Source organism: Paenibacillus sp. J22P169, assembly GCF_059691995.1.
Genome location: NZ_JCAUAO010000005.1, coordinates 318,583 through 332,931 on the forward strand (window position 1 = coordinate 318,583; position 14,349 = coordinate 332,931).

General features: G+C 44.7%; 15 protein-coding genes and 1 other RNA gene. 15 read left to right on the forward strand and 1 reads right to left on the reverse strand.

The features are described from left to right. The first annotated feature begins 16 nt into the window (after positions 1-16). From ybeY to rnpB, 14 genes are all read left to right on the forward strand, one after another. Complete coding sequence (gene ybeY / locus AC58QG_RS23870; RefSeq protein ID WP_497364609.1) at positions 17-553, forward strand: rRNA maturation RNase YbeY; 537 nt, start codon at positions 17-19, stop codon at positions 551-553. Next, complete coding sequence (locus AC58QG_RS23875) at positions 553-1,257, forward strand: diacylglycerol kinase (RefSeq protein WP_497364610.1); 705 nt, start codon at positions 553-555, stop codon at positions 1,255-1,257. Before ybeY ends, AC58QG_RS23875 begins: the two co-directional genes overlap by 1 nt. A gap of 42 nt (positions 1,258-1,299) precedes the next feature. Continuing rightward, positions 1,300-1,713, forward strand: a complete 414-nt coding sequence (gene cdd, locus AC58QG_RS23880) for a cytidine deaminase (RefSeq protein ID WP_056609726.1) — start codon at positions 1,300-1,302, stop codon at positions 1,711-1,713. Positions 1,714-1,719: 6 nt separating this feature from the next. Continuing rightward, the gene (gene era, locus AC58QG_RS23885) at positions 1,720-2,619 is read left to right on the forward strand and encodes a GTPase Era (RefSeq protein WP_497364611.1); all 900 of its coding nucleotides are present in this window, start codon (positions 1,720-1,722) and stop codon (positions 2,617-2,619) included. Positions 2,620-2,714: 95 nt separating this feature from the next. Then, positions 2,715-2,867, forward strand: a complete 153-nt coding sequence (locus AC58QG_RS23890; protein ID WP_082593664.1) for a YqzL family protein — start codon at positions 2,715-2,717, stop codon at positions 2,865-2,867. A gap of 46 nt (positions 2,868-2,913) precedes the next feature. After that, the gene (gene recO / locus AC58QG_RS23895; RefSeq protein ID WP_497364612.1) at positions 2,914-3,663 is read left to right on the forward strand and encodes a DNA repair protein RecO; all 750 of its coding nucleotides are present in this window, start codon (positions 2,914-2,916) and stop codon (positions 3,661-3,663) included. 178 nt (positions 3,664-3,841) lie between these two features. Further along, positions 3,842-4,654, forward strand: coding sequence for a pyruvate, water dikinase regulatory protein (locus AC58QG_RS23900; RefSeq protein ID WP_497364613.1), 813 nt, complete (start codon positions 3,842-3,844; stop codon positions 4,652-4,654). A gap of 92 nt (positions 4,655-4,746) precedes the next feature. Continuing rightward, complete coding sequence (locus tag AC58QG_RS23905) at positions 4,747-5,211, forward strand: YaiI/YqxD family protein (protein ID WP_497364614.1); 465 nt, start codon at positions 4,747-4,749, stop codon at positions 5,209-5,211. A 48-nt stretch (positions 5,212-5,259) separates the two neighbouring features. Next, entirely contained in the window at positions 5,260-7,107 is a 1,848-nt protein-coding gene (dnaG, locus tag AC58QG_RS23910) for a DNA primase (protein ID WP_497364615.1), read from the forward strand. A gap of 37 nt (positions 7,108-7,144) precedes the next feature. Then, the gene (gene rpoD / locus AC58QG_RS23915; protein ID WP_028558036.1) at positions 7,145-8,260 is read left to right on the forward strand and encodes an RNA polymerase sigma factor RpoD; all 1,116 of its coding nucleotides are present in this window, start codon (positions 7,145-7,147) and stop codon (positions 8,258-8,260) included. 117 nt (positions 8,261-8,377) lie between these two features. Then, on the forward strand, positions 8,378-9,208 hold the full coding sequence (locus AC58QG_RS23920) for a hypothetical protein (RefSeq protein ID WP_497364616.1): 831 nt from the start codon (positions 8,378-8,380) through the stop codon (positions 9,206-9,208). Positions 9,209-9,211: 3 nt separating this feature from the next. Then, positions 9,212-9,976: a tRNA (adenine(22)-N(1))-methyltransferase gene (locus AC58QG_RS23925; protein ID WP_497364617.1), complete on the forward strand. Its 765-nt coding sequence runs from the start codon at positions 9,212-9,214 to the stop codon at positions 9,974-9,976. Continuing rightward, positions 9,952-11,061: a Nif3-like dinuclear metal center hexameric protein gene (locus AC58QG_RS23930; RefSeq protein WP_497364618.1), complete on the forward strand. Its 1,110-nt coding sequence runs from the start codon at positions 9,952-9,954 to the stop codon at positions 11,059-11,061. The genes AC58QG_RS23925 and AC58QG_RS23930 overlap by 25 nt, the downstream gene beginning before the upstream one ends. Before the next feature lie 87 nt (positions 11,062-11,148). After that, positions 11,149-11,563: RNase P RNA component class A (rnpB, locus tag AC58QG_RS23935), an RNA gene on the forward strand. A 144-nt stretch (positions 11,564-11,707) separates the two neighbouring features. On the opposite strand, the gene AC58QG_RS23940 is transcribed toward rnpB, so the two are convergent. Next, entirely contained in the window at positions 11,708-13,627 is a 1,920-nt protein-coding gene (locus AC58QG_RS23940) for a S8 family peptidase (protein ID WP_497364619.1), read from the reverse strand. A gap of 179 nt (positions 13,628-13,806) precedes the next feature. On the opposite strand from AC58QG_RS23940, the gene AC58QG_RS23945 reads away from it, so the two are divergent. After that, positions 13,807-14,307 (forward strand): YpuI family protein, encoded by a 501-nt coding sequence (locus AC58QG_RS23945; protein ID WP_028558040.1) that lies wholly within the window; start codon positions 13,807-13,809, stop codon positions 14,305-14,307. Positions 14,308-14,349: the final 42 nt, after the last annotated feature.

A 14,349-nucleotide genomic window follows, 5' to 3' on the forward strand; every position in this document is an offset into this window, starting at 1 on the left:
AGGAGGGTATTTCCTAATGGCAAGTGTAGATTTGACGTTAGCATGGAGCAGCGAACAAGAAGAGAAAGAAATCTCACCTGCTTTCATCGATAAGCTTGAGGAGATTCTTAAGCTAGCAGGTGAGCTTGAAGGCATTACAGAAGGTGAAGTTGCGCTGACGTTCGTTGATGATGAGACGATCCAAGATTTGAATAAACAGTACCGCAATTTAGACAAGCCAACAGATGTCCTATCCTTTGCCATGAGTGAATTTGGTGATGACGAGATTCAGATCAATTACGAAGATGATGGCGACGATTCCGAGGGAGAGCTTGAAGAAGGGGAAACCGTATCGGAAGCGTTCATTGAACCGCTTGGCGATATTATCATTTCAGTTCCGCGTGCAATCGCGCAAGCCGAAGATTATGGTCACTCTGTAGAACGAGAGCTGGGCTTCTTATTTGTACATGGCTTCCTGCATCTAATTGGATATGATCACCAGAGTGAAGAGGAAGAGAAAGTGATGTTCGCTAAACAGGAGGACATTTTGCAGAAAGCAGGCTTGACGCGTTAATGTCGGGCGGCTTCCGTAAATGGCGCAGAAGCTTTCGGTATGCCTATGAAGGAATCAAGTATGCACTAGATACGCAACGTAACATGAAGTTTCATTTTTCCGTTGCGTTTCTTGTTTTACTAGCAGCACTATTCATCCATTTGTCCAAAACAGATATTTTATTTATCTTATTAGCGGTAACACTCATGATTGTTACGGAGTTAATTAATACGGCTGTGGAGAAAACGGTGGATCTAGCTATGCCAGACCGTCATCCACTAGCCAAAATTGCGAAGGACGTCGCCGCGGCGTCCGTATTGGTGTCTGCCATGTTTGCAGTCGTTGTTGGGTTAGTTGTTTTCTATGAACCCATAGATCAATTGCTGCGGCACGCCAGACTCCAAGAAACACCGATGTCAGCGGGTACGATATGGATCTTAATTGCACTTGTTATGCTGACTGTGATCGTGATTGAGACACGGTTCTCAGACAAAGGGAAATTAGTAAGACCGAGTTTATTAACAGCGATTGCATTTGCTATTGCTACTGTTATTTTAGTTATTGTTACTGAAACGATCGCGGCTTTGCTTGCGTACACGCTGTCTATTATCATCCTAATTGTCTTGTATGATAAGAAAACAAGGCCTTTCCCAGCACTCTTTTTGGGAGCAATGATTGGTATTGTCGTGACGCTCCTCGCTTTTTCCTGCTTAAACATGCTATAACTTAACTATTACTTACTATCACTTATAAAAGGGTGGATGGCTATGAATCCGCAAGAACTCATTGAATTCGCTAAGGAAGCGATGAAGCGAGCCTATACGCCTTATTCCAACTTTCAGGTCGGTGCCGCGTTATTGGATGCGAATGGACACGTGCATTTAGGGTGTAATGTCGAAAATGCTGCCTATGGACCGACAAACTGTGCCGAGAGAACTGCGTTATTCCGTGCAATTGCAGATGGGCATCCGCGAGGATCTTTCCAAGCAATCGCGGTAACTGGAGATACGGAAGGCCCGATTTCGCCATGTGGCGTATGTCGACAAGTATTAATTGAACTGTGCGAACCGGAAATGCCTGTTTATTTGAGTAACCTCAAAGGAGCTTTCGTTCAAACAACGGTGGCTGCTTTATTGCCAGGCGCTTTTACAACAAAAGATTTGCACACAAATGGAGGATAAGTAGAAGTGGCCAAAAAAGAATTTAAGTCAGGGTTTGTCGCGATTATCGGACGGCCGAATGTCGGAAAATCAACATTAATGAACCAAATTATCGGACAAAAGATTGCGATCATGTCGGATAAGCCTCAAACGACTAGAAATAAGATCCATGGTGTGTATACGTCGGAAAATGGACAAATTGTATTTCTAGACACACCAGGTATCCATAAGCCTACGTCTAAGCTTGGTGATTACATGAGTAAAGTTGCTCATGGGACACTTGGCGAAGTAGACGCGGTTTTATTCTTGGTCGATGTGGCAGACGGTATTGGCGGCGGAGACCGTTATATTATCGAGCAGCTGAAGCATATTGAAACACCGGTTATTCTTGTGTTGAACAAAATAGATCTCGTTCAGCCAGAAGCGCTGCTTGCGATCATTACGAATTATAAAGACTTGTACAATTTCGCTGAAATCGTACCTGTATCTGCGCTCAAAGGGAACAATGTCACGACACTTCTGGAGCAAATCATTCGCTATTTGCCTGAAGGTCCTCAATACTACCCTGCAGATCAAATTACCGATCATCCGGAGCAATTCGTGTGCGCGGAGCTCGTTCGCGAGAAAATTCTGCATATGACAAGGGAAGAAATTCCTCACTCTATTGCGGTGCAAATTGAAGATATGCGTGTCGAGCCGAATGGCGTCGTTCATATCTCCGCTGTCATTTTTGTAGAGCGCGAGTCGCAAAAAGGAATTGTTATCGGTAAGCAAGGCGCGTTGCTGAAGGAAATTGGGAGACAAGCCCGTCGAGATATTGAAACACTTTTAGGTTCCAAAACCTTCCTAGAATTATGGGTGAAAGTCAAGAAAGACTGGAGAAATCAAGACAGAGTCCTTCGTGATCTTGGTTTCCGTCACGAGTAATTAGAATTTCCTGAGAGTACCAGTTTTTACATCGCATAGACAGGCGCCCAATGCACATTCTATGAACATCACGTTCGATGGGGAGGATGCTGAACATGAAAGATTTTTCGTGGACGTATTTTTCAAAGACCGGTGATGTGGACGCCTATCTGCTGTACAAACAAGTAACGGGAGAACCTGGCATGGATTCGGAAGTGCAAGAAGAGGATCAAAGTAACGAAGAGCCGCTCGATGGTCTGAATATGTGACAGCAAGGATTTGTTTGCTCAGAGCGGCATTCATGGGGGAAGCTATTTGCTGCATAGCGTTCAAGGTATTGTCATTCGTAGCATGGACTATGGAGAAGGCAACAAAATCATTCGTTTATTCACCCCCGAGCTGGGGAAAGTTGGTATCATGGCTCGCGGTGCGAAGAAACTGAAGAGCAAACATGGCGCCGTTACGCAGCTGTTTACGTACGGCGATTTTGTTTTTTTTAAACAAAGAGGTCAGATGGGGTCTCTGAACGGTGCTGAAATTATCGAAGCTCATCATGCCTTGCGTGAAGACTTGCACAAGTCGGCTTATGCCTCCTATTTAGCGGAGATGACGGATCGCATGCTGGGTGATGAAGAAGGCAACAATTACATATTTGAGCAGCTTAAGGCTGGCTTAATGGCGATCGAAGAGAATAAAGACATGCAAATCGTCACCCATCTCTATGAGATGAAAATGTTCGATTTAGCCGGTTATTTACCCGTTACTGATGCTTGTGTCGCTTGCGGTGAAACAGCTGGAATCACGACATTCGGTCCGAATATGGGTGGAACATTATGTGGGCGTTGTCGCTTCAAAGATGCATCTGCGATTGCTATTGGTGATGGAGCTCATAAATTGCTTAAACTTTTTCCAAGAATGGACATGCGCAGACTTGGTTCCGTTCAAGTTAAAGAAGAGACAAAAGAGCAGCTCAAGCAGTGTATGCGTGCTTATATGGACATACATATTGGCGTACAGTGGAAATCAAGAGGTTTTATTGAGCAGATGGAGAAATACAATATTTAAATCCTATTGGATTCAATTGACATGTAATTCTCCCTTTGATATGATGTGGTGGAAAACACCTCGCCCTTGTGCTGTCCGCATATCGGTGAGGTTTTTCTCATGCTGTCGTTCTGTTCTGAAGTTCTTTACATACAAATGCTAGTGTAGGGTCTTGTCCCTGCTGAAAGGGGTTAGGAATATGGAACATCCACAACCTACTCGTGTCTACGTTGTTTCGGATTCTGTCGGTGAAACAGGAGAATCGGTCGTGCGGGCAGCTGCCATGCAATTTCATCCTGTGCCAGTTGAAATATTGCGAGCTCCGTTTATTCATGATTTCGAGGGTATAGATAAAGTAATCAATGGGATTAGATCCCACGGGGGAATCGTTGTATTTACCTTGGTTATTCCAGAACTGCGAGATGATTTGATTGCCAAAGCGAAACAATATGATATTCCTTATATTGATTTGCTAGGACCTGTTGTGACTACGCTTGGAAATGCATTGCGCCAAGAGCCGCGCAGACAACCGGGCATGATCCATCCGCTGGATGAAGATTATTTCAAGAAAGTTGAGGCTGTCGAGTTTGCGGTTAAATACGACGATGGTCGAGATTTTAGCGGTATTCAGAAAGCGGACATTATTCTATTAGGCGTATCTCGTACATCTAAAACACCGTTGTCTATGTATTTGGCGCACAAAAGATTGAAAGTGGCGAACGTACCATTGGTACCGGAAATGCAGCCTCCTGCAGCCATTTATACCGTGCCGAAAGACAAGATAATTGGCTTGCGAATTGATCCAAATAAATTAAACGTGATTCGTCAAGAACGACTTCGGACACTTGGTCTTGCAGAAAATGCAACCTACGCGAATGTAGAACGTATTAAAATAGAACTGGATTTTGCTGATAAAATTATGAGCAAAATCGGTTGTGTCATTTTCGATGTGTCCAATCGTGCTGTTGAAGAAACAGCAAGTTTAATCATGGACCACATTGAACATATCTAGTAAGCTTTTATGTTCTGGCTTGCAGGATTTTTTGCAAGTCCATCGTATATAATAGTACGGTGAGATTTCTTATAAAGGCAGGGGCTGAACACTTGCGCGCAAGAAGTATTATCGTTGATGCCGATGCTTGTCCAGTAAAGTCGGAAATTGAACAGGCAGGTAGACAGTTTGGTGTACAAGTTGTACTAGTTGCTTCTTTCGATCATAAGATGAAGGAAAATCCTGGTGTGAAGGTAGTTCAAGTAGATCGGTCCGATCAATCTGTCGATTTATATATTGCCAATCAGATTCGGTCAGGTGATATTTTGGTAACACAAGACTTTGGACTCGCCGCATTAGGGCTCGCGAAGGGTTCGATCTGTTTGACGAATCGGGGGCAGGAATACACCGATAGTTCGATCGATTATCTGTTGGAACGCCGCCACGCCTCCGCCAAAATGCGAAGAAATGGTAAGCATACGAAAGGGCCTAAACCCTTTACAGAGACGGATCGTAAAAATTTTCTACATGGTTTGACAAATCTTTTGAAAAATTTGCAGGAAATCGAAAACAAGTAGCGAATAGTAATTAGTCGGAAAAGCGACCTGAATTGTAGGTGGATTGAAATGAGGTACGGACGCATACCTGAAGAGGTTATTGAGGCTGTACTGAAGCGCCATGATATCGTAGATGTCATCGGCAGGCACGTACATTTGAGCAAACAAGGGCATTATATGAAGGGGCTTTGTCCCTTCCATTCGGAGAAAAGTCCTTCGTTTACTGTCACACCGGAGAAACAGATTTATCGTTGCTTTGGGTGTCAGGCAGGCGGGAACTTAATTCGGTTCGTTATGGAAATTGAGGGCCTGAGCTTTGCCGAAGCGATCACGAAGCTTGCAGAAGACGCGGATATCCCAATCACTTGGGAAGAGGTATCTGATGAGCAGAATGAGCAGCAGCAAGAAAAAGCGACCTTATTAAAGGCTTATGAATTTGCAGCGAAGTTCTATCATTATATTGTAGGAAATACCGATCAGGGCAAAGCGGCCAAAGGATATCTTACTTCAAGAGGGATCTCCGATAAGTTGATTGACACGTTCCAGATTGGTTATGCACCTGTGATGTGGGACACGCTCGTTCAGCAATTAGAAAAACGAGGGTTTGATTTAGCCCTCATGGAAAAAGGCGGTTTGATTTCTGCCAAACATGAAGGTCATGGCTACGTGGATAAATTCCGCGAACGGATCATGTTCCCTATTTGCGACTCTACAGGCAAGGTCATTGCATTTGCTGGAAGAGCGATGGGCGACGCACAGCCTAAATATTTAAATAGTCCCGAATCTGTTCTTTTTAATAAAAGCAGGACTTTGTACAATTTACACCTCTCCCGGCCGAATATGCGAAAGCTTCAGCAAGCCGTTATCTTTGAAGGGTATGTGGATTTGATCAAAGCTTGGGAAGCGGGCATTACAAATGGTGTTGCGACGATGGGGACGGCACTAACGAAAGAGCATGCTGCCTTACTGAACCGCAATGCGGATGAAATCGTCATTTGTTATGATGGTGACAATGCTGGACAATCTGCTGCTTTCAAGAGCATTCCTTTGTTGGAAGAGACAGGAAGTAGAGTCACGGTTGCAATGCTGCCAGATGGCAAAGATCCTGATGATTATGTTCGTCAATATGGTTTTGACCGATTCGCTCGGGAGATTATTGGAGCTTCCGTGCCATCGATGAAATATAAGCTCTTATATATTCGCAAAAATTTTAAATTGCATGAGGACGGTGACCGATTACGTTATCTGCAATCTGCTGTAAAATTAATTAGTCAGTTGCAATCTCCAATGGAACGCGAACATTATCTCAAACAGTTAGCTTCAGAGTTTCCAGATTCATCCTACGAAGCCATGAAGTTAGATCTCCACGAAATCTTATTGCAATCGGAAAAAAACCGACCAGATGGGGATAATAAACCAATTCTGTGGAATAATGTTATGAATAATGGGAGACCAGCGGAACGAACGAAGAAAAAATCGCCTTCATTACTGCCTGCCTATCATAATGCGGAGCGTTTGATTTTAGCCGTAATGATGCACGATCGTGATGTATGCGCACATGTTGAAGCGCAATTAGGCGACCAGTTTAATGTTGAAGCTCACGCAGTCTTAGCTGCTTATTTATATGCTTACTACGCTCAGTATTTAGAGCCCGATGCAAGCCGATACATTGCCATGCTGCAAGACGAACAGCTGGAGAGCTTGGCTAGCTCCATCGTTATGATGGGAGCCGGTCATGGAATAAACGAACAAGTGATTGACGACTATATTCGCCAAATTCGCAAAGTTCCAATGCAAGAAGAAATTGAACGTAAGAAAGAAGAACAAGCTCGCGCAGTACGCGAGGGAGACCATCTTAGAGCTGCGCAAATTGCAATTGAAATTATTGCCCTAGAAAAACGGTTGAAGTCATCTTAGCTAAACTGACATGACTAGGGAGGAGGGAGTCCGTACCATGGCGAATGATCAGCGTACAGAATTAGAGACAGAATTGACCCTGGACCAGGTGAAAGACCAACTTATAGAGCAGGGGAAAAAACGGTCCTCACTAACTTACAAGGATATCATGGAGAAATTAGCTCCCTTCGATCAGGATCCTGAGCAAATCGATGAGTTCTTTGAACAACTTTCCGAGCAAGGTATTGACGTGGGGAATGAATCGGATGAAGATTCGATGAATCCTGAAGAAAACGAGCGCGATGAATTTAACTTCGATGATGATCTGGCATTGCCGCCGGGGATTAAAATTAATGATCCAGTTCGGATGTATTTGAAAGAAATTGGTCGCGTACCGCTTCTTTCCGCGGAAGACGAAGTGGGGTTGGCCAAACGGATTGAAAACGGTGATGAGGAAGCGAAGCGTCGTCTTGCTGAAGCTAACCTTCGACTTGTTGTAAGTATTGCCAAACGCTATGTAGGTCGCGGCATGCTTTTCCTTGATTTGATTCAAGAAGGTAATATGGGTCTTATTAAGGCTGTGGAGAAGTTTGACCATACCAAGGGCTACAAATTCAGTACCTATGCGACCTGGTGGATTCGTCAAGCGATTACTCGCGCAATTGCGGATCAAGCGAGAACGATTCGTATTCCGGTACATATGGTTGAAACGATCAACAAATTAATTCGTGTTTCACGTCAATTGCTGCAAGAATTGGGGCGCGAACCTACGCCAGAAGAAATTGCTAAAGAGATGGATTTAAGCACGGATAAAGTTCGTGAAATCATGAAAATCGCACAAGAGCCTGTTTCCTTAGAAACACCAATTGGTGAGGAAGATGATTCACATTTAGGGGATTTTATCGAGGATCAAGAGGCACTCGCGCCAGCTGATGCAGCTGCATATGAGCTTCTGAAGGAACAGCTTGAAGATGTGCTGGATACGTTAACTGAAAGAGAAGAAAATGTACTTCGGTTGCGTTTCGGACTTGATGATGGACGTACTAGAACATTAGAAGAAGTAGGAAAAGTATTCGGTGTTACAAGGGAACGGATTCGTCAGATTGAAGCAAAAGCTTTGCGGAAATTAAGACATCCAAGCCGTAGTAAACGTTTGAAGGACTTTTTGGAATAAATCGCTAGGAGTGGGCCCTGCCAAATTCGGCGGGGTCTTTTTTTGTGGTTTTTCATAAAAATTACTAAAATCTAAGCATTAAATCACCGATAAAGAAGCTAGGATGGTGAGCGATAGATGGATGCTGAGAGAAGAAAAGTAATTGTTAGAGAAATCGAACATTGGCGCCGGAGCAAATTGCTTCCTGAGCATTATTGCGATTTTCTAATGAATTTGTATGAAGATGATTTGACGCCTAAACCGACTTCCCTTCTAGGTGTTTCGGCTACAGCAGTAACAAACAGTAATTGGAAAATATGGTTGTTTGGTTTAGCGGTAATTGCCGCTATTGCCTTATCTGCTCTTAATTTTAACTCTTTTGGATTGCCAATGCAAATTGGTATTTCCACACTTTTTGTCATGATTTGTTATGGAGTTGCATATAGACATTTTAGTCGTACGCCTATCATTTCATATGTTTTATGCGGTTTAGCTTCTATAGCCTTATTACTATTAGGATTACACATGATGGATTTGTCAGGCGTTCACGCTACGACTACGTATATTGGTTATTTGGCGTTTTGCAGTTGCATTTGGCTATTAAATGGCTTAGTTGGACGGATGGCTATTTTTCAAATTTGTGGATGGATAGGTTTTGTAGGGACGTATAGTTGGTTGTTAGTACAGAAGTTAGACCATCCTTCCTGGTTTTCGCTTGAATTAAGTTGGGTTCCGGTGAGTGTTGTACTCATATGGATGGCTTGGCTTGCACATCATACGAATAAACAGGCGGCTAGCGTGCTCATGCTAGTAGGAGGCTTGGTTTGGTTTATTCCTGAAGCCATGACTTTACTTGTAGATATCGAAATGAGCTCGCGTCTTATTCAAATTTCATTTACAGCAAAATTAGTTTCAGTAGGCGCAGCGTTATTTCTGCTGCGAAAAAAATGGGTAGAGTGGGTAATGTAGCATATGGTTAAATTATCGAAAAGACTTCAAATGATTGCTGATCGCGTGCCAGTGGGTTCCAAAGTTGCAGATATTGGTTCCGATCATGCTTTATTGCCAACGTATTTGGCACAACAGGGAATTATTGTAGCCGCGGTGGCTGGGGAAGTGAATCCAGGCCCCTTTGAGGCCGCTCAGAGACAAGTACTCGAAAGTGGTTTATCCAAGGTCATTCAAGTAAGATCTGGTGATGGTCTTGCGGTTATCGAGGCAGGCGAAGTAAACGTCATTACGATCGCTGGTATGGGCGGCAGCTTAATGGCGAGTATTTTGGAGGCAGGAAAATCGAAACTTCCAGGTGTTCAGCATTTGATTTTACAGCCGAACGTAGGTGAAGATCATGTGCGTCGTTGGCTATTACACAATGGTTGGAAGTTGGAATCAGAGACGATTCTCGAAGAAGATGGGAAGATCTATGAGATTTTGACTGCGGTAACTGCTGATAACGAGGAGCGTGGAGCTTTAGAACTGCTCTATCAGGAACGTCATCTTCCAGGTGGTGTTGCCGTTTCAAGTGAACGCTTGCAACAGATGGGGCCATATTTGATTAATGAAGCGCCGGAAGTTTGGTTTATCAAGTGGGAAAGTGAACTGAAAAAGCTTGCAATGATCGTAGACCAACTAAAGCTGTCAACGGCTGAAGCATCCATTGCAAAAGCAGAGCAGGTTAGCCAAGAAATGCGTGAAATAAAGGAGGTACTCGCTTGCTTGCAAAAGGTCAAACGGTAATTCAGCTTTTCGAACAGCTGGCTCCTAAGCATTATGCGATGGCAGATGACAAAATAGGCTTGCAGCTAGGCTCACTACAGAAAGACATTACCAAAGTGCTCGTTGCACTCGATGTGACGGATGCTGTGGTTGATGAGGCGATTGAAGTCAGGGCGAACCTTATTATCGCGCATCATGCGATTATTTTCAGACCCTTGGCCCATCTTCAGACAGAAACGCCAGCAGGTCGTTTATATGAGAAATTAATCAAAAATGATATAGCTGTGTATATTGCCCATACGAACCTGGATGTGGCAGAAGGCGGCGTTAATGATTTGCTTTCGGAACAGCTTGGCCTAACGGAAATGACTCACTTGGAGGATGTCCATACAGAGAAGCTTCAGAAGCTTGTCGTCTTTGTACCTGAGACGCATCATCAAGTCGTGCTGGATGCCCTATTTAAGGCTGGAGCAGGCGGCATTGGCCAATACAGCTCTTGTAGCTTCAATATCCCTGGGACGGGGACGTTCCTGCCGCAGGAAGGGGCGACTCCGTTTATCGGGGAAGTGGGTAAGCTCGAGCGCGTACAAGAGGTACGCGTAGAGACGATCGTTACCGCTAGCATGCAGCGCAGGGCGGTTCAAGCGATGTTGAAGGCCCACCCCTATGAGGAGGTGGCCTATGACCTCTACCCGATGGATCTCAAGGGTAGAGTGTTCGGTTTGGGCCGCGTGGGCAAGCTGCCCGCGGCGATGACGCTTCGCGAGCTCACGGAGCACGCGAAGGCTGTGTTCGACGTGCCGACGGTGCGCGTCGTCGGCGATCTAGCACGGCCCATCCGCAAGGTGGCCGTGCTGGGTGGTTCTGGCGGCCGCTACATGCGGCACGCCATGTTTGCCGGCGCCGATGTGCTGGTCACCGGCGATATTGACTACCACACCGCACACGATGCGCTTGCGGCGGGTCTTGCTCTCCTCGACGTTGGACACAATGTCGAGAAAATCATGAAGCGAGGTGTCGCAGACTACCTCGCTGCGCAGCTGGCCAAGACGGATACACAGGTAGTCGCATCCGCAATCAATACCGAGCCATTTCAATTTGTCTAGGTAGGTTTACGGTTGCACATGGAAATGAAGGAAATGATCATGTGTTGTAATTCGAAGGCATTCCTAGTATACTAGCCTATGCAATGGAAAGTTTGACAGACAATCGCTGGCTATGGGTAAGCCATAGCGAGAGGAAAGTCCGGGCTCCATAAGGCAGGGTGCTGGATAACGTCCAGTCAACGCGAGTTGAAGGATAGGGCCACAGAAATGGACCGCCGATGGCTTGAAATATAGCACAGGCAAGGGTGGAACCGTGGTGTAAGAGACCACGAGGTTCTATGGTGACATAGATCCTGGTAAACCCCACTTGGAGCAAGACCTAGTGGAACGCAAGCTGCTTTCGAGGCAGCAGTCTTAGCCTGAGACGCGTTCGGGTTGGTCGCTTGAGCTGTGTAGCAATGCACAGCCTAGATAGATGATTGTCGCTTCAATAGTGGCAGGGGAGCAGACGCCCGTTATGACCACTGGAAGTACAGAACCCGGCTTACGGCAAACTTTCCAAACAGTCGGTTACCCGTGAGGCTTCGGCCTTGCGGGTTTTCATTTTCACCTAAAATTTCAAATACAACTTAAAATCAATAAAACCTTCAATCCCACCTAAACGGTAACGGGATTGAAGGTTTTTGTCTAAGATTCGCTACTTTAATTACTTCTCAAGGCCTAAACTACCCGCGTACTTCTTCGGAACCAAATGCAATTGACGTGCTAAATCCTGCGGCCAGTAAGACATCGGCGCTGTATCTTGCTTCGCCATTTCAATCGCTCTGACAACATCAATTAAACCATAACCAAAGTATTTGTCATGACCTTTATCGCCAAGATCCTGAGCAGACTGCCTCATAATTTCATAAACGTCGGTATTTTTCAAATTGGGATTGGCTGATCTAATTAACGCGGCAAGTGCTGTCACATGCGGACTAGCCATGGAGGTGCCAGACAATGCGGCATATTGGTTGTTGGGATACGTGCTGGCAATTGTAACACCTGGCGCAGTTACATCGATATAGTCGCCGTAATTCGAGAAGGGGGCTTTCTCATTCTGCGAGTCGCTGGCAGCTACAGCAAATACCTCAGGGTAAGCGGCTGGATATCCAGGTTGCTCGGTATTATCATTCCCGCTTGCCGCAATAAGTGCAACGTCCTTATCGTACGCGTACTGAATAGCATCATGGAGAAAGCCTGAATCTGCGTAATTGCCAAGACTGAGGTTCATGACCTTGGCACCGTGGTCCGTCGCCCAGATAATACCTTGAGCTACCGAGTACGTGCTGCCTGCACCTGTCTGATCAAGTACTTTGACAGGTAATACTTTGTTAAACCATGTCATACCTGCAACGCCTAGATTATTGTTAACCAAGGCTGATATGACGCCTGTGACATGTGTGCCATGTCCAACATCATCCTGAGGATTATCATTCCCACTAATGACATTGTATCCTGGAAGTAATTGCCCTTGCAGATCAGGATGCTTCATATCAACGCCAGTATCCACAACGGCTACTATTACATCATTTGCGCCGCGGTTCAATTGCCAGCCTTGTATTGTTTCAATCAGTGGTAGGTTCCATTGATACTTTTGATATAAATTGTCATTTGGCATGAAATTCGATGAGACTGGCGTTTGATTAGTGTCAGAATCAGTATCGGCTGGGTTTGAATCCGCCCGATCATGATCATCATAGTAATCATTGGTCATATAGAGAAAATGCGGTTCAACATAAACGACATTCCATTTGCCGAAATAAGCAATCAATGACTTGGCGTCCATACCATTTGTCCGGAAAACATACGTATATCCAAGCTTTTGCGCTGAGATTGCTTTGATCTCATTTTTTATTTGATTCAGCTGAGCTTCGGTTGGATCCGATTTGAAGCGTACGACCACTTCATTTTGTTGATAGTGGCTAGTCCCTTGATTATCTTCGGGATGATCGACAACCTTTTCATTAAGTGTATTTGTCTCTACAGCTTTTACTTTCCAACGATTCTCATTAGGATATGGCTCAAGTCTCAAATTTTTCATTTGATGATCTGTTACTTGTGCGAGCACATCTTGATGAATAACCCCAATTAGTGAATCTTGGCCATTGGATGAAGGCGTTCCTTGGACGAAATAAACGTGATGCCCAGCTCCAAATTTAGGCGACTGAAAGTGCTTGCCTCCATCAACAGCAGATTTAGCTTCCTTCAAATAGGTTGCGGCTTGGTCTTTGTAAGAGGGAGGCAGTTCGCCCGATTGGATGCCTTGCTCCCAAGTTTGACCGCGCTTGGACCAGACAAGCACTTCCATTTTTTCATGGTGATTCCGCATGTTTTTCAGCACATTGGTAACAGGCTCACCGCTTTCGATCTGACCCAGCATGGTCGTATAATCGACCGCGCATTGACTTCTGCATAGTTCATCTGTGAGTTTCACATCCTGTTCTAGCAGTGCAAGCTTGGACGTTGTTTCATATTTCGCGCTATAGACCTCAGGTCCAGGTTTGGTGCGGTGTTGAGGCTGATCAGGATAAAGGAAAACCCCCAATCCAAGAACAACCGCAATGGTGGAGAGATAACGCCACATAATCATGCCCTCCTTTTGTTTGTAGAAAAAGGCCAACTCGTAAATGAAAAACAAATCAACTAAGAGTAGGGTTAGGCGAGCGGGAATCTTTTATGCATGGTAAGAGGTGTTTTACATATACCACTTCGCTTTAATTTATGGTAGGATAGAAGTAGCGCAATTATAGGAGGTCTTCTTACATGGCTGTTTTTAATGTGAAAAATGTTTGTGATTCCACGCGTACTAAGCTCAAAGAAACGACGGCCAAAATGGAACTGTTTCTTAATCAACATTCGCTCTCACTGTTAAATGTGGAAAATGATCCGGCAATGGACGAATTTTACCGCGGGTATTTACAGGACACTCGTCATCTTCTAGTTTTTTGTGAAGTGGCTTATGAGAAATTGGGCGTTAGCTTGAGACGTCCTACGTTTAATGTTGATTTTTCGGAAAAAGTGCTCTATGAGGTATATCATACATGTGTTAATACCTTCTTCTATCCTAAGAATGAGTGCTACTCCGAGGACGGTCGCTACGCGTATACAGGACAAGATGCGATTCGTTTCCGCAAAAAACCTTCACGTGAAGTTCGTGACTTAACGATTGAATTGTCCAAGGTATTTGAAGAGCTTAGAGAAGACCTGGCTTACTATGAAACAGATTACATCACACAACGGCGTATGCAAGGCGAAAAAGTTTAATAACAAATAGAAACTTACAAAGGGATGCGACCAAACGCATCC